Genomic DNA, 20,549 nt, shown 5'->3' with positions numbered 1-20,549 from the left:
TCCGTTCCGGTTGTTCAGTGCGCCATCAGCACAGGAATGGTGGCATGGGACCTGATGTGTTGCGTCACGCCGCCAATGATGAATTCGAGCAGGCGGCTGTGGCTGTAACCGCCCATGACGAGGAGGTCGGTACCCGCTTTCTCGGCGGTTTCGAGCAGCACTTCGCCGGCGGCGCGACCGCGCGCATCGACCAGATGCACATCGGCGACGACGCCGTGCAGCGCCAGATAGTCGGCAAGCGTCGAGCCGGGATCGGGATTGAGTTCCTTGTCGCCGATGCAGAGGATCGTGACCTTGCGCGCCTTTTCGAGAAACGGGATCGCGGTGGTGACGGCGCGCGCGGCTTCGGCGCTTTCGTCCCAGGCGATGGCGACGGAACCGCCGACCGGCGCCCATGATTTTTTCGGCGCGATCAGCACCGGGCGTCCGGCGCTCATCATTGCGGCCTCAAGCGCCGTGCCGCCGGCAATGCCGGTCGCGCTTTCGCCGAAAACGATGAGGTCGGAGAGGCGGCTGTGACTGGCGACGACTTCGTCGCGGCGTCCGGTGACGTCGAGAAAGCGAACCGACGGCAGCGGCGGCTCCGCGCCCTTGCCGACAATCGGAAATCCCGCCTTGGCCGCCGCCGCTTCCAGCATCTTCAGGACGCGGGCCGAGGCGTCGTCGGCGCCTTCGCGGGCCGCCTGCAACAGATCCTCGATCACCTGACCCGACACACCGTCGCCCAGATAAGGCAGGGCCTCGGTCGGGTCGGGCCGCGCGAAAAGCGCCACGATCTGCGCGCCGAAATCGCCCGCGATGGACAGCGCCGTGCCGAGCACCTCGCTGTCCGACGGGCGGCCGGCAAGCGGCACCAGAATTTTTTTCACGGACATGGATCAGTCTCCCTTTTCCGCGGGTGAAGATGCCGGACGCGGTTCGCGCTCGGCACCGAGAAGGAGGATCGGACAACCGGCCGCCGCCGAAAGACGCGCGGCGTCCTCATCGTCGCCGAGCCATCCGGCATTGACAATCAGCAAGCCGACACCCGCCGTCCTTGCCGCCGCCGCGATGTCGGCGGGGCTGCGGCCCTTCGCGCCGAGGCGGCGGAAGGGCGCGCCGATGCGGGCGGCCAGCGTTTCGGCAAAGGCCGCACAGCTTTCTCCGATGCTTGAGCCTTCGTCGATCGAAGCAACGCCGCGGCCGGCGGCGCCGGGCGGCAATGCAGCGGTGAAAGCGCCTTTCAGGCCGATGCCGCGCGCCACCAGCAATACGTCGGCATGCGCATCGAGGGTCGCGGCGCGCACGGTGCGGCCGACCTCTTGCGAGGGCGCCGACGCGGAACGGATGACCAGCGTGTCGTCGGCGCTCGCGCCGGCCACGATCGAAGTGAGCGGGCGGCCGCGCTTTACATCGAAGCTCCAGTCGACATGGGCCTCGGCGGCGACACGCGCAAGCACACGGCGCGCGCTCTCGGCCTGAGCACGCATGGCGCGCAGCATGCGCTCGGGATCGAGTTCGCGCACCTCGCCCGAAAACGAGACCTCGCGCGCAAAAGGCAGGCTCGACAGGGCCAGCAGGTTTTCGTCCTCGACGAAAATGCCCTTGAGGCGCGCATCCATGGACGCCGCCAGACGCGCGGCCAGCGACAAGGCCTCGCGCGTCAGGAACGAGGTGTCGAGCCCGATGACGATGCGGGTCGCGGCGGGGTCTTCGGTTTGCGCCGCTTGCGTGTGCCGTTTGTCGCGGGCGGCCATCATGCCCCCCTCTTGCCGTTGTCGTCGGAGCGCTGGGCGAAGCGGCGCTGATTGTCGGCGAAGGCCGCGAGCCGGTCCTCGGTTCGCGCATAGATCGTGCCCGGCGGAAACCTGCCGTCCGATCCGCGAACGCCGGCGGGCGCGCCCATCAGCAGTTCAACGCCTTCTTCGACATGCTCGACAGGATAGATCGCAAACATGCCGCGTTCCACCGCGTCGACAACGTCCTGACGCAGCATCAAATGCTTGACGTTGGCGGCCGGGACCAGCACGCCCTGCTCGCCGGTCAGGCCGCGACGCATGCAGATGTCGAAAAAGCCCTCGATCTTGTCATTGACGCCGCCGATGGCCTGCACCTCGCCGAGCTGGTTGACCGAGCCGGTGACGGCAAGGCCCTGCGCGATGGGCGCTTCGGCCAGCGCCGAGATCAACGCGTAAAGCTCGGCGGAAGATGCGCTGTCGCCATCGACGCCGCCATAGGATTGTTCGAAAACGATACTGGCGCTCATCGACAGCGGGATTTCGGGCAGGAACTGGCCGGAGAGATAGCCCGACAGGATCAGTACGCCCTTGGTGTGGATCGGGCCGCCCAGCGCCACCTCGCGTTCGATGTCCATGACGCGCGCGCTGCCAAGGCCCATGCGCACGCGCGCCGTGATGCGGCTCGGGCGGCCGAAGGAAACGCTGCCCATCGAAAGCACCGAGAGGCCGTTGACCTGGCCGATACGTTCGCCTTCGGTGTCGATCATCACGATATCGCGCGTGATCATTTCGAGGCTGCGTTCGCGCAGGCGGTCGGCGCGGCCGATCTGGGCGTCGACGGCGCTGTCGATGTGGTCGGCCGTGATGGCGATTGCGCCTTCGCTGCGCGCGATGTGGTCGGCCTCGCGCATGAGATCGACGATGGGACGCAGGATTGTGGTCAGCTTCTCGGCATCTTCGGCCATGCGCGCCGAACGCTCGATGACGCGGCCGACGCCGGCGCGATCGAGCGGCAGCAGATTTTCCTCGCGACAGAAGCCCGCAAGCAGACGCGCATAAAGCAGTTCGTTTTCCGGTTCGCGGTCGATCTCGTCCTCGAAATCGGCGGCGACCTTGAAGAGCTCCTCGAAATCGGGATCGAGATTGCTCAGCATGTAATAGAGGTAGCGGTCGCCGAGCAGCACGATCTTGATGTCGAGCGGGATCGGATCGGGTTCCAGCGTTACCGTGCTGATGAGGCTCAGATATTCGCCGGCGCTTTCGATGACGACCTTGCGGCGGCGGATGGCACGCTTCAGCGCCTCCCAGGCCAGCGGTTCGCGCAACAGCTTCAAAGCGTCGATCAGCAGATAGCCGCCATTGGCGCGATGCAGCGATCCCGGCTTGATGAGCATGAAGTCGGTGACGAGCGCACCCATTTGCGGCATGTGCTCGACGCGGCCAAGCAGGTTGGCCATGGTCGGGTGATCTTCGTAGAGGATCGGCGCACCGCCGCCGATATAGCCGCCGGCATCGGCGAGGTCTTGCGCCTTCAGCGTCGCCGAGCCCTGCCGGCGCGCGCTTTCACTGTTTTCGACGACGATGTTGACTTCGTAGCGGCGGAACGGATTTGCCGCCGGAAAGCCGCCGCCCTGCCCTTGCGCCAGCGCCTGCATGAGCTGCATCGGCGGCACCTGCCCGGACGCATCGGCGCCTGCGCCGGTAAAAAGAGCGATATTCTCGATCAGATCCGCCTTCACGGCGTCCAGCCAGTTTCGAACGGGCGTTACGCCGTCGAAAAAGGCGCGCAGCTCGCGCATGACGCGTTCGACCTCGCGCTCCGCGACCTCGCGGTTCAGCGCCTGTATGTGCAGGCGATGTTCCTTCTGCCAGCCGGGAATATGTTCGATCGTGTCGGCAAGTTCCTTTTGCAGGCCCTGGATGACATCTTCGATGCGTTTGCGTTCTTCCTCGGGAAGCTTGTTGAATTCTTCCGGCTTCAGCACATTGCCGTCATGCACCGGCGCCAGCGCGAAGCCCGCCGGCGTGCGCAGAAGCGCGATGTTTTCGGCCTCCGCATGGGTGCGCAGTTCCTCGAAGGCCTGCTCCTGCTTCTCCTGATACTCCTCGTCGATCGACTGACGCCGGTTCTGATATTCCTCGCTTTCGACAATCGCCGGCATCGTCGCCTTCAGATCGTCGACGAGGCGCGCCATGCTTTCCTTCAGCGTGCGGCCGGTGCCGGCGCCGAGCTCCAGCGCCACCGGCTTGTGCGGCGTGTCGAAATTGTTGACATAGACCCAGTCGGCGGGCGCGCGCTGGCGCAGCGCCACGCCCGAGAGGAAACGCAGCACCGCCTCGTGCTTGCCGGCGCCGTCGGGGCCGAGCACGAACAGGTTGTAGCCTTGGCGGCGGATACTCGCAGCGAAGCGCAGCGCCTCCAGCACCCGCTCCTGACCGACAAGACCGCTGTGATCTTCCAGCTCGGCCGTGGTCGCGAAGTCGAATTGCGCAAGGTCGCAAGAGCGATAGAGGAGTTCCGCCGGAACCGGATCGACTGCCATTCTTCCCTGGTTTTTCCGGCCGCATTGTTCGCCGCGCGGCCGTTGCGAGCATAGCCCCACATTGATCATGGACAAAGTCCGGGGCAGCGCAACCACAGCTTGGCCACAAGCGGGTGCGGCAGATGCGCCCGACCGCGCATCTCGGCCTTGTCGACAAGGCGGTTGACGCGCCGTAAGTTTCGCCTCCGCATTCGTGAAGGCAGATTTTCATGACCAAGGCCCGCTCGCCGCGCGGCGCAGACAAGATCGGCCCCGCGCCCCGCGCCTGGCAGCGAATGCTGAGCGGGCGGCGCCTCGATCTGCTCGATCCTTCGCCGCTCGACGTCGAAATCGAGGACATTGCGCATGGGCTGGCGCGCGTTGCGCGCTGGAATGGGCAAACGCAAGGCGATCACGCCTTCTCCGTCGCCGAACATAGTGTGCTGGTGGACGATATATGCGCGCGCTTCCGGCCCGGCTGGCCGGCGCGGTGGCGGCTGGCGGCGCTGCTGCACGATGCGCCCGAATATGTGATCGGCGACATGATCAGCCCGTTCAAGGCGGCGCTCGGCATCGACTACAAGGCGTTCGAGCACCGGCTTGCGGCGGCCATTCATATGCGCTTCGGTTTGCCGAAAGAATTGCCGCAGAATATCGAGGAGACGATCAAGCGCGCCGACAAGGCGTCGGCCTTTCTCGAGGCGACGCAGATCGCCGGATTTTCCGACGACGAGGCGGCGCGGATTTTCGGACGGCCGCGCGGACTTGCGCCGATCCCCATCGAACCCTTGCCGACGAAGAAGGCGCAGGCGCGCTTCCTCGCCCGGTTCCGTCTGCTGACCGACGGCAATTGAGGCCGTAAAGCCCCGTTGCGGCTCGATTATGCCCCGACTTTGCACAAATCTGTGTTATTCAGGGTCCATGATCGATTCAGCCGGGTTTTGTCCTTCGCCGAGTAAAAGATGATCTATGTCAGCCCCCTCAGCGCCGTCGAGGATGCCGTTGCTTCGCTGCGGCCGTCGCATCTCGTCAGCCTGCTCGATCCCGAAACCATGATCGGCACGCCGCGCGGCATTGCGCCTGCGCGTCACCTGCGGCTCGGAGTCAACGACATTGCCGAACCGCTGCACGATCTGGTGCCGCCGGGCGCCGAGCATGTGTCATCGCTGATCGATTTCGTGCGCGGCTGGGACCAGCAAAGCCCGCTGCTCGTTCATTGCTGGGCCGGCATCAGCCGCTCCTCGGCGGCGGCCTTCATCGCGCTTTGCGCGCTCAACGAAGATCATCCGGAAGTCGAACTCGCGCGGCTGATCCGGTCGCGCGGGGCGCATGCACACCCCAACCGCCTGATGGTGCGGATCGCCGACGAATTGCTGGCGCGGCAAGGCCGCATGTCGGCGGCCGTCGAGGCGCTGGGACCGGGACGCGCGGTCTGGGAGGGCGAAATTTTCTCGGTGCCCGTGCGGCCCGGCGCGGCGTGACGGACCCGAAAATGACGAAAGCGCAGGGCACATTTTCCAGCCAGTCGGCCGCCGAGGCGGCGATGCGCGCCGACAAGGCCGTCGTCATCGGCCTCAACGCCGCCATTGTGACCGTGTCGGACGACCAGCCGAAAATCCTTGTCGTGCCGCATGACGAAACCGACGGCGCCAGCGGCTGGGACGCGCTGCCTTTCGGCCCGTTCAACCCGGTGCGACACCGGACGCTCGAAATCGGCCTGCGCGCCTGGGTGCAGGAACAGACACAACTGGAACTTGGCTATGTCGAGCAGCTTTACACCTTCGGCGACCGCGGGCGGCATTCGCTCGAAAGCGACGCGCCCGGCGAGCATGTCGTTTCGGTCGGCTATCTGGCGCTGACGCGCGGGCACGACGAAGCGCTGAAGGGCGCGGCGTGGCGCGACTGGTATCAATATTTCCCGTGGGAGGACTGGCGCGCCGGCAAGCCACCGATCATCGACCAGGCGATCGTGCCGCTGCTGCGCGAATGGGCCGGGCGGCAATCGGAAGCGCCGCCCGAGGAATTGGCGCGCGGCAAGCGGCGCGACCGGATGCGGCTTTGCTTCGGCATGGACGGCGTGCCATGGGACGACGAAAAGGCGCTGGAGCGCTATGAGCTTCTCTACAGTGCCGGGCTGCTTCTCGAAGCGGCGCGGGACGGACGGCCCAATGCGCGCGGCCTTACCGGCAAGCATGCGCCCAATCTCGGGCGGCCGATGCAGTTCGACCACCGGCGCATTCTGGCGACCGCGATGGGCCGGTTGCGCGCCAAGATCAAATACCGCCCGGTCGCCTTCGAGCTGATGCCGCCGAGCTTCACGCTTTATGAATTGCAGAAGACCGTCGAGGCGCTGCTCGGCCTGCATGTTCACAAGCAGAATTTCCGCCGCCTCGTCGAGAATGCCGGCCTCGTGGAGCGCACAGGAAGGATGTCGACGCGCACCGGGGGGCGGCCCGCCGAACAATTCCGCTTCCGCCGCGAGGTGCTCAACGAGCGCCCGGCGCCGGGCCTCAAGCTCGCGCCGTCGCGCAGCCGGGCGAACAGCTGATGTTTCCGCCCGTTATTCCGCAGATAAAGCCGCGCGCAGATGCGCGCCGCCAAAGAGATAGATTTCATCTACCTTGAAGGTGCCAAGATAGAAGAAGCCCTGCTTTTCGAGATAATTCCTGATGTCGTCGGCGTAAAAGTTGTTCTCGACCGAAATGACGGACACCGGATAGCGGCCGAAATCGATGCTCTTCAGGATATCGAGTTCGCCGCCCTCGGTATCGACGCTCAGGAAATCGATGCTGCGGATGCCAAACCGGTCCATGAGCGACGCAAAAGTATGGCAATCGACCTCGATGTTCCGTGTCGCGGATCCGTGACGCTGGCGGCTATGCCGCAGGCGGCGCGCCGTCAGGCCGCGATTGTGGGTCTCGAGCGTGCTTAGCATGTTGGGCGCGCCAACTATCTCGACAAGCTGCGCCTTGCCGCCCTCAGGCGTCACGCAACCATTTACGAGATGGCAGGACCGGTTTGCCTTCAACTTCTCGAAGACGGAGGGAAGCGGCTCGACGGCGACGCCCGTCCAGCCGAGTTCTTTTTCGAAGCGATAGCTGTTGCTCACCGTCACGCCATCATTGGCGCCGATATCGACGAAGATTCCATTGCGCTTGCCGCCGAGCAGGTCGGCGACAAAGATATCCTGTCCGCAGGCGGCAAATTTGTCCCCCTCGATCGACGGCAGCATCCGCCTTCGGCGGTGATAGAGGAAGCGGTTGATGTGATGGCGGAGCTTTAGCGCGAATTCGGCGAGCGCGTACATGGGCAAACTCAAGGTAGAGCCGGGCCAAGCCCGGCGGAAACCGGCGCGCACCATATCATGAAGCGCCTGCCTGTCTCGCCGTGCGGTAGTTGCGGCCGTCGCGCCTTGAATTCGGGTCCTGAGGCGCCATATCATCGCTGTTGACGGCCTTAATACTCAGTCGTAGCATAAGCCCGGATGAGAGACCGGCCTCCTTTCGGGCCCGTTGTGGCGTAAGGACGGAAGCCGGTGTTTTTGAGCCCTTATATATACTCACTATGAGCATATAGGGACAGCAAGAGGAGGCCGACATGGCCCTTGCAGGCGAGATTGAAAAGAGCGCGGCGGCAAAGCCCGCGGCGCGCGCGTTCAAGCCGCTGGAGATGCCCGAGCTCGAATACACGCCGGGCCTGGCGAAGGAAATGGCGCCGCTTTACGCGCGCGTCAAAAACGTCATCCCCTCGGTCGAGTGGCCCTTCTTCGCGCCCTATATCCACGCCATCAACCGCCTCAAGAAAGAGCGCAACGCGGTCGTGCTGGCGCATAACTACCAGACGCCGGAAATTTTCCACGGCGTCGCCGACATCGCCGGCGACAGCCTGCAGCTTGCCAAGGAAGCGGCGAAGGTCGACGCCGATGTGATCGTGCAGTGCGGCGTCCACTTCATGGCCGAGACGTCGAAGCTCCTGAACCCGCACAAGACGGTGCTGATCCCCGATGTGAAGGCCGGCTGCTCGCTGGCCGACTCGATCACCGGCGCCGATGTGCGGCTGCTGCGCGAGAAGTTTCCGGGCGTGCCGGTCGTCACTTACGTCAATACATCGGCCGAAGTGAAAGCGGAGAGCGACATCTGCTGCACGTCATCGAACGCCTTGCAGATCGTCGAGAGTTTCGGCACCGACCGCGTGCTCTGCATCCCGGACGAGTTTCTGGCCAAGAACATCGCCAAGCAGACGAAGGTGAAAATTCTCACCTGGAAGGGTCATTGCGAAGTGCATGAGCGCTTCACGGCGGAGGAGCTGCGCCAGTATCGCCGCGACGACCCGAACATCGTCATCATCGCGCATCCCGAATGCCCGCCCGAAGTCGTCGAGGAAGCGGACTTCTCCGGTTCCACTTCCGGCATGATCAAATGGGTGAAGGACAACCAGCCCAAGCGCGTCGTCATGGTGACGGAATGCTCGATGAGCGACAATGTGGCGGTCGAAAACCCCAATGTCGAATTCGTGCGGCCCTGCAATCTCTGCCCGCATATGAAGCGCATCTCGCTGAAGAACATTCTCGAGAGCCTCGTCTATATGCGTGAGGAAGTGACGGTCGATCCGGCGGTCGCGGCGCGGGCGCGCCTTGCGGTCGAGCGGATGATCAATCTCGGCAACTGATCCTTTCGAGGGCGCCATCATGGCTCACGGCAATATCGTCGATGCCGGCGACGTTCTGATCGTCGGTGCGGGGCTTGCGGGCCTCTTCACGGCGCTGAAGCTTGCGCCCCGCCCGGTGACGGTTCTAGCCGGCGCGCCCATCGGCGATGGCGCATCGTCGGCCTGGGCGCAGGGCGGCATCGCGGCGGCGATCGAAGCCGGCGATACACCGGAAGCCCATGCCGCCGACACGATCGCGGCGGGCGCCGGCATCGTCGACGAAGACGCCGCGCTGTCGATCGCGCGCGAGGCCGCTATCCGCATCGAAGACCTGCTTCGTCTCGGCGTTCCCTTCGACCGCGACATCGAGGGCAAGCTCGCGGTCGGCCGCGAGGCCGCGCACAGCCACCGCCGCATCGTGCATGTGAAAGGCGACCAGGCCGGCAAGGCGATCATGCAAGCGCTTGTGGCGGCGGTGCGTGCGACGCCCTCGATCCGCGTGATGGAGGGCCTGTCGGCCTATGAGCTGGCCGTCGAGGATGGCCGCGCCGTCGGCGTCTTCGCGCGGCCGGCCCATGCCGCGACCGCGCCGCAGCCGCTCCTCATCAAGGCGCGGGCGCTGGTGCTGGCATCGGGCGGCGTCGGCCAGCTTTTCGCCGTCACCACCAATCCGCTCGAAGCGCGCGGCGAAGGCGTTGCGATGGCGGCGCGCGCCGGGGCGCTGATCGCCGATCCCGAATTCGTGCAATTCCACCCGACGGCGATTGCCGGTCCGCGCGATCCCGCGCCGCTGGTGACGGAGGCGCTGCGCGGCGAAGGCGCGATCCTGATCGACAATATGGGCCGCCGCTTCATGGCCGCGATCCACGAAGATGCCGAGCTCGGGCCGCGCGACATCGTGGCGCGCGCGATCTTCCGCGAGATCGAAGCCGGGCGCGGCGCTTTCCTCGATGCCCGCGCGGCGCTCGGGTCGCGTTTTCCGGACGCCTTCCCGACCGTCTACAAAAGCTGCCTCGCGCTTGGCATCGACCCGGTGCGCCAGCCGATCCCGGTGGCGCCGGCGGCGCATTATCATATGGGCGGCATTCACGTGGATGCGCGCGGACGCAGCACCATTGCCGGCTTGTGGGCCTGCGGCGAAGTGGCGTCCACCGGCATGCATGGCGCCAATCGCCTTGCCAGCAATTCGCTGCTGGAGGCGATCGTCTTCGGCGCGCGCATCGCCGCCGATATCGAGGGCGCGGTGCCGGGCGCGCGGGCGGGCGTTCACATCGCGCCGCCGATGCTTGCCTCCGCAATGCCGCTCGATGCGCCGATGGTGGCGCAGCTTCGCCAGATCATGACAGCGCATGTCGGTGTGGAGCGCCATGCGGCGGGGCTTGCCTTCGCGCTCGGCGAGATCGCGCGGCTCGAACGTGCCGCCGGACCGTCGAGCCTCTTCGGCAACATCGCGACGACCGCGAAGCTGATCGCCGCCGCGGCCTTTGCGCGCGAGGAAAGCCGGGGCGGGCACTATCGCAGCGATTTCACCCGCGCCCGCGCGCCCTGGCGGCACCGCAGCTACATCACGCTGAAAGACGCGTCGCGCATCGCCGAGGCCGCTGTCGCCGAAGCATCGCCCGCGGCCGGCGAGATCGCCGCGCAGGCCGGCGCATGAGCCTTCACCTTGAGCCCCTGCCCGCGTTGCTGATCGAGCCCGCGGTGCGCGCGGCGCTGGCGGAAGATCTCGGCCGCGCCGGCGACATCACCACCATGGCGACGGTGCCGGCGGAAGCGAAAGCGCGTGTGCTGCTGAATGCGCGCCAGCCCGGCCGCATCGCCGGTCTCGATTGCGCGCGCATGGCGTTTCGTCTGGTCGAGCCGGCGCTGAAGGTGGCAGTGCTGAAAGGCGACGGATCGGATGTCGAACCGGGCGACACCATCGCCGCCATCGAGGGCCCGGCACGCGGCATCCTGACGGGCGAGCGCGTGGCGCTGAATTTTCTCGGGCACATGTCGGGCATCGCAACCGCGACGCGCGAGATCGCACGCGCCATCGAAGGCACGAAGGCGCAAGTCTGCTGCACGCGCAAGACGACGCCAGGGCTTCGTATTTTCGAGAAATATGCAGTGCGCGCCGGCGGCGGCATCAATCATCGCTTCGGGCTCGACGATGCCGTGCTGATCAAGGACAACCACATCGCAATGTCGGGCGGCGTCGCCGCCGCCATTGCGCGCGCGAAAGCCGCGAGCGGTCACATGGTCAAGATCGAGGTCGAGGTCGACACGCTCGATCAACTCGACGAGGCGTTGGCCGTCGGCGTCGACGCGGTGCTGCTCGACAACATGACGCCCGACATGCTCGCCGAGGCCGTGCGCCGCATCGGCGGGCGCGCGATTGCCGAAGCGTCGGGCCGCATCACCGCCGCGACCGCGCCCGCCATCGCCGCCTCGGGCGTCGATCTCATCTCCTGCGGCTGGATCACCCATTCCGCGCCCTGCCTCGATATCGGCCTCGATTTCGATTCCCTCACGGCATCCTGACCCCGCTCGTTCGCCCTTCCCCGCGCGCCGGAACTGGACTACGGTCCATAAAATCAGAACAACAGGCGGGACCGATCATGGGACAGGCGAACGGACGGAAATCCATCTTCATCACCGGGGCGGCTTCGGGCATGGGGCTCGAAACGGCACGGCTCTTTCACGGCAAGGGCTGGTTCGTCGGCGGCTACGACGTCAACGGCACGGGGCTCGTTGCGCTTGAAGAGGAACTGGGGCCGGAAAACTGCGTCGTCGCCCGGCTCGACGTCACCGACAAATCGGCTTTCGATACGGCCGTCGCGCTCTTCGGCAAGGCGACCGGCGGGCAGATGGACATTCTGTTCAACAATGCGGGCATCGGCCGGGGCGGGCTCTTCGAGCAGATGCCGTTCGAGGACATCATGGCCGTCGTCAACGTCAATTTCGTCGGCGTGCTGAACGGCATCTATGCGGCCCTGCCGCTCCTCAAGGCGACGAAGAATTCGCTCTGCTTCACCACCTCGTCGTCGTCGGCCACTTACGGCATGCCGGGCATCGCCGTTTATTCGGCGACGAAACACGCGGTGAAGGGGCTCACCGAAGCGCTTTCCATCGAATTCCGGCTGATCGGTGTGCGCGCGGCGGATGTGCTGCCGGGGCTGATCGACACGCCGATCCTGCCGGAAGGCACGGTTGCCAATGCGCCGAAGGAAGGCATGTTCCGCGCCATTCCGCCGGTCGAGGTCGCCAAGGTGGTGTGGGAGGCTTACGGCTCGGACAAGCTGCACTGGTATGTGCCGCCGGAGCTTGTGGAGCTCGACAAGATGGCCGGCAATGCCCCCGAAATGGTGCGCGACCAGATCGCCAATTCGGGGCCGCTGGCGCCCTTGCTCAAGGAAATGGAAGCGGCCGCAAAAGGCTGAGGATCAGGAGCGGTTCTCGCGACGCGGCTTGCTGTAGAAGATGTGACGGCCGATCTTCGCCACCTCGACCATGCTCGCCGCCCAATAGGGCTGCACATAGTCGGCGTGATAGAACATCGCCGGGCCCACTTCCGCGTCGTCGAGGCGGCCCATCGTCACATATTCAGCCGTGCGCATCGCCTTCGCCCAGGCGCGGCGCTCGTTCGGCACCTTGCTGAGCGTGCGGTCGCAGGTGAAGGAGAACTGGCAGCCCGTGTTGCGGGCCGATCCCTGATAGACGACGCCGCAAATCGTGTCGGGATAATTTTCCGAACCGACGCGGTTGAGGATCACGCGGGCGACCGCAAGCTGGCCGCGCGCGCTCTCGCCCCGCGCCTCGAAATAGATGCCGACGGCAAGGCAGCGGCGTTCCTCTTCCAGTACGCGCGCCTTGACCTGCAACAGCGGCGAGGCGACATCCATCGGACGTCCATGCGCCGGCAGAATGACCGCCGCCTGCTGGAGATCGGCATCGAGAAAGAGCGTGTCGTTGGAGAAGGCGCCGGCAAGGTCGCGGCCGTGAACAGGCGCGAAAGCCATCATCGGCGCGGTGTCGGCACGGGCCTCGACCACGGGCGTCTCCGTCGTCATCGCGCCCAGCACGGTCGCGGAGACCGCCCCCAGGGCAACAACGCCGAAAGCCGCATAAGCAGCCCCGGAGAAGACGTGGCCCAGATCGAGCCAATCAAATAACCTGCGCATCGTTCTCTAATCCGTCGCTTTGTTGTTCATTCGGATCTGGGACAGCGCCTCTCTTCGGAGGCTTCGGCCCGGTTCCTTTTCGGGAACCTTGCAAGATCCACGGACAGCACCGCTCTACGTGCCAGAGCCCGATGCCGCCTCGACACCTGGGCAAATATTTACGCACTCATCAGCTGTCGGGAGGTAACACGGCGATTCGGGGCTCACAATGTCATAGTTGCCACACCGTTAGCGCAAACCCCTATGTCATTGGCCTCAAAAGAGTTTTTGACTGTGACAAATTGTACATCCGCGCCGGCGGATGGTTTGTACGCTTCGATATTCACCTTAATGGCGCACATTGCGCGCGACTCAAACGTTAATGAAACTGTCGCAATTTCGACACAAACATTAATCGTCTGTACACGATCAAATCCCGATACGGGATTGTCCGCTCACGGATGTCTCAGGCGGTGCTGCCGGCCGTTCCGGCCGCGGCGCCCATGTGCAGTGCCGCCTGGGCGGCGGCGAGGCGGGCAATCGGCACCCGGTAGGGCGAGCAGGAGACATAGGTGAGGCCGACTTCCTCGCAAAATGCGATCGAGGCCGGGTCGCCGCCATGCTCGCCGCAGATGCCGAGCTTGATGCCGGGCCGGGTGGCCCGCCCGCGCTCGGCGGCGATGCGGACAAGCTCGCCCACGCCGTCGCGATCCAGCGAAACGAAGGGGTCCTGCATCAGGATTTTCTTCCCCAGATAATCGTTCATGAACTGGGCGGCATCGTCGCGGCTGATGCCATAGGTCGTCTGCGTCAGGTCGTTGGTGCCGAAGGAAAAGAACTCGGCGCTTTCGGCGATTTCGCGCGCCATCAGCGCCGCGCGCGGCAGCTCGATCATGGTTCCGACATGATAGGTCAGCCCGACGCCCTGCTCCTTCCCGACTTCGGCCGCCACCGCATCGATGCGCGCCTTCAGGAAGTCGAGTTCGGTCTTCATCGCGACCAGCGGCACCATGATTTCGGGGATGACCGGCGCACCGGTTTTCTTCGCAGCCTCGAGCGCGCCCTCGAAAATGGCGCGCGCCTGCATCTCGTAGATCTCGGGGAACGAAATGCCGAGGCGGCAACCGCGATGACCGAGCATCGGATTGCTTTCGGCAAGTTCGGCCAGACGGCGCACCAGCTTGTCGGCCGGCATGCCGGTGTCGGCCGCGACCTGCGCGATTTCCGCGTCGCCCTTCGGCAGGAATTCGTGCAGCGGCGGATCGAGCAGGCGGATCGTCACCGGCAGACCGTGCATGATCTCGAACAATTGCCGGAAGTCGTCGCGCTGCATCGGCAAAATCTTGTCGAGCGGAGCGCGGCGGCCCTTCGCGTCGTCGGCGAGGATCATCTGGCGCACGGCGACGATGCGGTCTTCGTCGAAGAACATGTGTTCGGTGCGGCAGAGGCCGATGCCTTCGGCGCCGAACTTGCGCGCCGTCTCGGCGTCGTGCGGCGTTTCGGCATTGGTGCGCACTTCCATGCGGCGATGCTTGTCGGCCCAGCCCATCAGCGTCGCGAAATCGCCGGAGAGCTCGGGCTGCAAGGTCGGGATTTCGCCCTTCAACACCTGCCCCGTCGACCCGTCGACCGTGATGACGTCGCCTTTTTTCACGGTGACACCGGAGGCCGTGAACGTCTCGGTCTTGTAGTCGATGCGGATGGTGCCGGCGCCCGACACGCATGGCCGGCCCATGCCGCGCGCGACGACCGCCGCATGGCTCGTCATGCCGCCGCGCGTCGTCAGAATGGCCGCGGCCGAATGCATGCCGTTGATGTCTTCGGGGCTCGTCTCGACGCGCACCAGAATGACCGATTTGCCGATCTGGCGCATCGAGGCGGCTTCCTCGGAATTGAACACGACCTCGCCCGAGGCGGCGCCGGGCGATGCCGGCAGGCCCGTCGCCAGCACATCGCGCGGCGCATCCGGGTCGAGCGTCGGATGCAGAAGCTGATCGAGCGAGGCCGGATCGACGCGGGAGATCGCCGTCTTCTCGTCGATCAATCCCTCGCCCACCATTTCGACGGCGATTTTCAGCGCCGCTTTCGCCGTGCGCTTGCCGGCGCGGGTCTGCAGCATCCAGAGCTTGCCGTCCTGTACCGTGAACTCGACATCCTGCATGTCGGCATAATGCTTTTCGAGGCGGTCGAAGACGGCCGCCAGCTCGGCGAAGGCGCCGGGCATCGCCTCTTCCATCGAGGGCTTCTTGTCCTTCGCGATTTCGCGCGCCTTTTTTGTCAGGCTTTGCGGCGTGCGGATGCCGGCCACCACGTCCTCGCCCTGCGCGTTGATCAGGAATTCGCCGTAGTAGTCCTTCTCGCCGGTCGAGGGATTGCGCGTGAAGGCGACGCCGGTGGCCGAGGTCTCGCCCATATTGCCGAAGACCATCGCCTGAATGTTGACCGCGGTGCCCCAGCTTTCGGGAATGTTGTGGAGACGGCGATAGGTTTCGGCGCGGCGGTTGCGCCACGAACCGAAGACGGCCGAGATCGCGCCCCAGAGCTGCTCGTCGACATCCTGCGGGAAGGGGCGGCCGAGCTCCTCCTCGACGCGCGCCTTGAAGAGCGTGACGATGTTCTTCCAGTCTTCGGCGGAAAGCTCGGTGTCGAGTTTCAGCTCCTGCTCTTCCTTGAAGTATTCGAGGATCTCCTCGAAATTGTGATGCTCGACGCCCAGCACGACGTCGGAATACATCGCGATGAAGCGGCGGTAGCTGTCATAGGCGAAGCGTTCGTCGCCCGCACGCGCGGCGAGCCCCGCCGCGGTTGCGTCGTTGAGGCCGAGGTTCAGCACCGTGTCCATCATGCCGGGCATCGAGGCGCGCGCGCCGGAACGCACCGAGACCAGCAGCGGGTTCTTCGCGTCGCCGAAATTCGCGCCGATCGCGCGGCCGACTTCGGCGAGAGCGGTTTCCACCTGCGCTTTCAGGCCGTCCGGAAAGGCGCGGTCGTTTTCATAAAAGGCGGTGCAGACTTCGGTGGTGATGGTGAAACCCGGCGGGACCGGCAGGCCGATATTCGACATCTCGGCGAGATTGGCGCCCTTGCCGCCCAGCAGGTCGCGCAAACGCGCCGCGCCTTCCGCCTTGCCGTCGCCGAAGGAATAGACCCACTTCTTCTCAGCCATCGCACTCGCCTTTGGTTTGGCTTTACCGGGCGCCTAGCCCTCGACCTTCGAAAAATCCGCGACCTCGTGCAGCGCGCTGCGGATCTGCGCCAGCAGCTTCAGACGGTTGGCGCGAACGCCTGCGTCGTCCGCATTGACCGTCACCTTGTCGAAGAACGCATCGACCGGCGCACGGAGCTTCGCCAGCGCCGACATGGCGGCGGCGAAATCCTCGCGCGCGACGGCGGCTTTTGCATCTTTCGTCGCGGCGGCGATGGCGGCGGCGAGCGATTTCTCCTCGTCCTGCGCGAAGAGCGATGCGTCAGGCGCGGCGTCGAAGGCACCCTCGCCGTCCTTCTTTTCCTCGATGCGCAGAATGTTGGTGGCGCGCTTGTAGCCGGCCAGCAGGTTCTTGCCGTCTTCGGTGTTGAGGAATTCGGAGAGCGCCTCGACGCGATTCACGATGAGAACGAGATCGTCTAACGGGCGAGAATTCATATCAAGCGAAAAGACGGCGTCTACAAGATCGTGTCGTGCGCCCCGATCGCGCAGATAGACTTTCAGGCGCTCGATTATAAATGTGAAAACTGCGTCATGTGTCACACTACCGAACTGTCCGGGACCCCAGCTTCCAAACTGCACGTTTGCATCATCAAGTGCACGCCTCAAACGAAAACGCACTTTTCGTTCTAACAGAATCCTGACAATGCCGAGCGCCGCCCGACGTAAAGCAAACGGATCACGCGAACCAGTTGGAGCTTCCCCAACACCAAAGAAACCCACCAGCGTATCCAGCTTATCCGCAAGCGCGACGACAAGGCCATTGTGTGTCTCCGGCAAACTATCGCCAGGACCAACCGGCTTGTAGTGATCGCGAATTGCCTTGGCTGTTTCCTCCCCAAGACCGTCCGTTCGGGCAAAATAATAACCCATCAAACCTTGAAGCTCAGGAAACTCGTAGACCATTCCGGACACAAGGTCGGCTTTGGCAAGATTTGCAGCAGACAACGCAATCATAATGTCGGCATCAGGAACCATCTCGGACAACCTTGCCGCTAGTTGTCCGATACGCAGGGCCTTGTCCTTCACGGAACCAAGACCTTCATAAAATTTGACGTCCGCGAGCTTTGACAGACGATCTTCCAGCCGCACCTTCCGGTCCTGATCCCACAAGAAACGCGCGTCGGCGAAGCGGGCGCGGAGTACGCGTTCGTTGCCGTTGACGATGGCCTTGCCGCCGTCTTCGGCTTCGAGGTTGGCGACGACGATGAAGCGGTTGGCGAGCTTCCCCGCCTTGTCGTGAAGCGCGAAATATTTCTGGTTGGCGCGCATGGTGCTCGTCAGCACTTCCTGCGGCACCGACATGAATTCATCGTCGATCCTGCCGATCAGCGGCACCGGCCATTCGACAAGCCCCGCCACTTCGTGGAGCAGCGCCTCGTCCTCGACCAGCGTCAGACCTTCGGCTTCCGCCAGCGCCTTCGCGCCCGCATGGATGAAATGCGCGCGCTTCGCCGGGTCGAGCACGACCCTGGCGTCGAGCAGTTTCATTTCGTAGTCGGCGAAATCCTTCACCGCAAACGCATCCGGGGCCATGAAGCGATGGCCGCGCGTCGTGTTGCCGGACTTGATGCCATCGATCTCGAACGGCACGACCTTACTGTCGAGAATGCAGAGCACCGAATGCAGCGGCCGCACCCAGCGCAGGCTGCCTGCGCCCCAGCGCATCGATTTCGGCCAGGGGAAGGCGCGGATGACGGCGGGCACGATGTCGGCGATCAGCGCGGCGGTGTCGCGGCCCTTTTTTTCGGTGACGGCGACATAGAAGGCCCCCTTCTTGTCTTCCTGCACCGTCGCTTCGTCGATGCTCTTGAGGCCCGCCGCGCGCAAAAACCCGTCGATCGCCTGTTGCGGCGCGCCCACTTTCGGCCCCTTGCGCTCTTCCTTCACATCCGGCGTCTTGTCCGGCAAACCGTCGATCACCAGCGTCAGGCGGCGCGGCGTCGCGAAGCTGCGCGCGTTGCTGCCTGCAACACCCGCTTCCTTCAGCGCATCGGTGACGAGCCGCACGAGATCCTCGCCCGCGCGCTTCTGCATCCGCGCCGGGATTTCCTCGGAGAAGAGTTCGAGCAGGAGTTCGCTCACGCGCCGCCCCCCGCTTCGGTCTTCAGCCAGGCTTCGGCGCAGGCTTTCGACAGCGCGCGGACGCGGCCGATATAGGCCTGGCGTTCGGTGACCGAAATCACGCCGCGCGCATCCAGCAGGTTGAAATTGTGGCTGGCCTTGATGACCTGGTCGTAGGCCGGTAGCGGCAACGGCTTGTCGCGGTCGAGCAGCGCCGCGCATTCCTTTTCCGCGTCCTCGAAATGGCGGAACAGCATTTCGGTGTTCGCGGCCTCGAAATTATGCGTCGAGAATTCGACTTCGGCCTGATGGAAGACGTCGCCATAGGTCACGCGGTCGGCGCCTTGCGCACCGTTGAAATCAAGTTCGTAGCCGTTGTCGACGCCCTGAATATACATCGCGAGGCGTTCGAGGCCGTAGGTCAGCTCGCCCGAAACGGGATTGCAGTCGAAGCCGCCGACCTGCTGAAAATAGGTGAACTGCGAGACTTCCATGCCGTCGCACCAGACTTCCCAGCCGAGCCCCCAGGCGCCCAGCGTCGGGCTTTCCCAGTCGTCCTCGACAAAGCGGATGTCGTGGTTCTTCGCATCGATGCCGAGCTCCGCCAGACTTTCGAGGTAGAGCTCCTGCAGGTTTTCCGGGTTCGGCTTCAGGATCACCTGAAACTGGTAATAGTGCTGGAAGCGGTTGGGGTTCTCGCCGTAGCGGCCGTCGGTCGGGCGGCGCGAGGGCTGCACGTAAGCGGCCTTCCACGGTTTGGGGCCGAGCGCGCGCAAGGTCGTCGCCGGGTGAAACGTGCCCGCGCCCATCGACATGTCGTAGGGCTGCAGAATCACGCAGCCGGCCCGCGCCCAATAGGCCTGCAGTTTCAGGATCAGGGACTGAAAGGAATGGTCGGGCTTCGCCGTCATTTTGGCCTGGTCCGCGTGTCGCGCCTCGCGCCCGTTGCGGGTGGCGGGCGCCGCCGCTCTAAGGCGCGCGCAAGGTAGCCGCGCCTCCCCGGAGGGTCAAGCAAACGGACGGCTTGCCGCCGATGCGCGACCGGCGGTCAAGTTCAGGGAATCGCTTGAAAATCAGATGTCGCGGCGGCTGTGGTCCGGCACATAGGTGCCGTCGCCCCGGTCGCGCAGCGTGCCGAGATCGCGCGGCTCCACGCGCGAGCGCGGCTGCGCGCGGGCGAAGGCTTCCCGCTGCCGCTCGACCGAGCGCTGAAGCGCTTTCCAGGCGGCATAGAAAGCCAGAATGAATACGGCCGCGAAAACGATCTTGGTCATGGGACCGACCCTCTCGAATCCGCCGGGGAACGGCCCCGGCTTTGCGTATTAAAGGCCAAAACGGCTCCAAAGGGAACGCTTCTCGGCCGCGGCAATCAGTCCGTCGGCCAGCCCCGCCCCCATTTCGGCGGCAAATCCGCCCCCGATGGCCGGAAAAGTGGGCCGAAGCCGGCTCGATATGCCGCCGCCGGGCCGCCACCAGGGCTGGCGCTGGACGACGAGACGCAGTTTCACCTTGTCGCCGTAAAGACCGCGCATATGGCTGCGCAGATCGGCCAGCCCGTCGATCAGTCCGCGTTCCAGCGCGCCGGCGCCGGCCCAGAACTCGCCGGAGAAAATCGCCGGGTCGTCCGCCTTCAAGCGTTCGCCGCGCGCCTTGCGGACCAGCGCCTTGAAATTCTCGTGCACGTCCTTCTGCAACGCCTCGAGGCGCGCCACGTCTTCTGCCTTTTCAGGCTGGAAGGGATCGAGCATCGCCTTGCTCTCGCCCGAGGTATGCACACGCCGCTCGACGCCGAGCTTTTCGATCAGGCCGGTGAAGCCGAAGCCCGCCGAGACGACGCCGATCGATCCGACGACCGAGCTTTCATCGGCATAAATCTCGTCCGCCGCACAGGCGATCATGTAGCCGCCCGAGGCTGCCACATCCTCGGCGAAAGCATAGACCGGCAGGCTTTTCTCTTCCGCGAGCGCGCGGATGCGCTTGTAGATCAGCGAGGACTGCACCGGCGAGCCGCCCGGCGAATTGACGATCAGCGCCACCGCCTTCGCGTTCTTCATCGAAAAGGCCGCTTCGAGCGCCGGAGCGACGGCGGCGAGGTTCAGCCCGCCGCGCAAGGGCTGGCTCGGGCCGATGGTGCCCGAAAGCCGCACCACGGCGACGACCGGCCGCGGCTGCCAATCGGGGGCGACGCGCTTGCGGAGAGGTGTGGGGAGGAAAGGGGCAATCAGATTTTTCATAAGAGGATACATAGGCG

The 20,549-nt window shown here is 64.9% G+C and carries 17 protein-coding genes; 7 read left to right on the top strand and 10 right to left on the bottom strand.

Annotation, left to right across the window (positions count from 1 at the left end; translation table 11 throughout):
* Positions 1 to 14: 14 nt before the first annotated feature.
* From KF719_RS14220 to KF719_RS14210, 3 genes are read right to left on the bottom strand one after another with little or no spacing between them, the layout of a single operon-like run.
* Positions 15 to 875, bottom strand: a complete 861-nt coding sequence (locus KF719_RS14220) for a universal stress protein (protein ID WP_293509385.1) — start codon at positions 873 to 875, stop codon at positions 15 to 17.
* A 3-nt stretch (positions 876 to 878) separates the two neighbouring features.
* Complete coding sequence (locus tag KF719_RS14215; RefSeq protein ID WP_293509383.1) at positions 879 to 1,739, bottom strand: hypothetical protein; 861 nt, start codon at positions 1,737 to 1,739, stop codon at positions 879 to 881.
* Complete coding sequence (locus tag KF719_RS14210) at positions 1,736 to 4,261, bottom strand: AAA family ATPase (RefSeq protein WP_293509381.1); 2,526 nt, start codon at positions 4,259 to 4,261, stop codon at positions 1,736 to 1,738. The genes KF719_RS14215 and KF719_RS14210 overlap by 4 nt, the downstream gene beginning before the upstream one ends.
* A gap of 209 nt (positions 4,262 to 4,470) precedes the next feature.
* Between KF719_RS14210 and KF719_RS14205 the strand changes: the two genes are divergently transcribed.
* The 3 genes from KF719_RS14205 (at position 4,471) to KF719_RS14195 (ending at position 6,788) form a co-directional block, all read left to right on the top strand.
* Entirely contained in the window at positions 4,471 to 5,094 is a 624-nt protein-coding gene (locus KF719_RS14205) for an HD family hydrolase (RefSeq protein ID WP_293509379.1), read from the top strand.
* Positions 5,095 to 5,202: 108 nt separating this feature from the next.
* Positions 5,203 to 5,721: a protein-tyrosine phosphatase family protein gene (locus KF719_RS14200; protein WP_293509377.1), complete on the top strand. Its 519-nt coding sequence runs from the start codon at positions 5,203 to 5,205 to the stop codon at positions 5,719 to 5,721.
* Between the two features lie 11 nt (positions 5,722 to 5,732).
* A complete protein-coding gene (locus KF719_RS14195) occupies positions 5,733 to 6,788 on the top strand; it encodes an NAD regulator (protein WP_293509375.1) in 1,056 nt (351 codons plus the stop codon).
* A 12-nt stretch (positions 6,789 to 6,800) separates the two neighbouring features.
* Here the strand turns inward: KF719_RS14195 and KF719_RS14190 are convergent, their stop codons facing one another.
* Positions 6,801 to 7,547, bottom strand: coding sequence for an FkbM family methyltransferase (locus KF719_RS14190; protein ID WP_293509373.1), 747 nt, complete (start codon positions 7,545 to 7,547; stop codon positions 6,801 to 6,803).
* 290 nt (positions 7,548 to 7,837) lie between these two features.
* On the opposite strand from KF719_RS14190, the gene nadA reads away from it, so the two are divergent.
* The 4 genes from nadA to KF719_RS14170 all read left to right on the top strand — a co-directional run bounded on the left by nadA (position 7,838) and on the right by KF719_RS14170 (position 12,309).
* A complete protein-coding gene (gene nadA, locus KF719_RS14185) occupies positions 7,838 to 8,908 on the top strand; it encodes a quinolinate synthase NadA (RefSeq protein ID WP_293509371.1) in 1,071 nt (356 codons plus the stop codon).
* Positions 8,909 to 8,927: 19 nt separating this feature from the next.
* On the top strand, positions 8,928 to 10,544 hold the full coding sequence (locus KF719_RS14180) for an L-aspartate oxidase (protein ID WP_293509369.1): 1,617 nt from the start codon (positions 8,928 to 8,930) through the stop codon (positions 10,542 to 10,544).
* Positions 10,541 to 11,410, top strand: a complete 870-nt coding sequence (gene nadC / locus KF719_RS14175; protein ID WP_293509367.1) for a carboxylating nicotinate-nucleotide diphosphorylase — start codon at positions 10,541 to 10,543, stop codon at positions 11,408 to 11,410. Before KF719_RS14180 ends, nadC begins: the two co-directional genes overlap by 4 nt.
* A gap of 77 nt (positions 11,411 to 11,487) precedes the next feature.
* The gene (locus KF719_RS14170; RefSeq protein WP_293509365.1) at positions 11,488 to 12,309 is read left to right on the top strand and encodes an SDR family oxidoreductase; all 822 of its coding nucleotides are present in this window, start codon (positions 11,488 to 11,490) and stop codon (positions 12,307 to 12,309) included.
* 3 nt (positions 12,310 to 12,312) lie between these two features.
* Here KF719_RS14170 and KF719_RS14165 read toward each other — a convergent pair whose 3' ends face one another.
* The 6 genes from KF719_RS14165 to KF719_RS14140 all read right to left on the bottom strand — a co-directional run bounded on the left by KF719_RS14165 (position 12,313) and on the right by KF719_RS14140 (position 20,532).
* The gene (locus KF719_RS14165) at positions 12,313 to 13,050 is read right to left on the bottom strand and encodes a cell wall hydrolase (RefSeq protein ID WP_293509363.1); all 738 of its coding nucleotides are present in this window, start codon (positions 13,048 to 13,050) and stop codon (positions 12,313 to 12,315) included.
* Positions 13,051 to 13,495: 445 nt separating this feature from the next.
* Positions 13,496 to 16,195: a pyruvate, phosphate dikinase gene (gene ppdK, locus KF719_RS14160; RefSeq protein ID WP_293509361.1), complete on the bottom strand. Its 2,700-nt coding sequence runs from the start codon at positions 16,193 to 16,195 to the stop codon at positions 13,496 to 13,498.
* Positions 16,196 to 16,228: 33 nt separating this feature from the next.
* Positions 16,229 to 18,319, bottom strand: coding sequence for a glycine--tRNA ligase subunit beta (glyS, locus tag KF719_RS14155; protein ID WP_293509359.1), 2,091 nt, complete (start codon positions 18,317 to 18,319; stop codon positions 16,229 to 16,231).
* Positions 18,316 to 19,209, bottom strand: coding sequence for a glycine--tRNA ligase subunit alpha (locus KF719_RS14150; RefSeq protein ID WP_293509357.1), 894 nt, complete (start codon positions 19,207 to 19,209; stop codon positions 18,316 to 18,318). The genes glyS and KF719_RS14150 overlap by 4 nt, the downstream gene beginning before the upstream one ends.
* 162 nt (positions 19,210 to 19,371) lie before the next feature.
* On the bottom strand, positions 19,372 to 19,572 hold the full coding sequence (locus tag KF719_RS14145) for a hypothetical protein (RefSeq protein ID WP_293509355.1): 201 nt from the start codon (positions 19,570 to 19,572) through the stop codon (positions 19,372 to 19,374).
* A gap of 48 nt (positions 19,573 to 19,620) precedes the next feature.
* Entirely contained in the window at positions 19,621 to 20,532 is a 912-nt protein-coding gene (locus tag KF719_RS14140; protein ID WP_293509353.1) for a S49 family peptidase, read from the bottom strand.
* Positions 20,533 to 20,549: the final 17 nt, after the last annotated feature.

This window comes from Parvibaculum sp., assembly GCF_019635935.1.
GTDB lineage: Bacteria > Pseudomonadota > Alphaproteobacteria > Parvibaculales > Parvibaculaceae > Parvibaculum.
The sequence above is the reverse complement of the archived record's forward strand: the minus strand, read 5'-3'. Positions and strand labels throughout refer to the sequence as shown.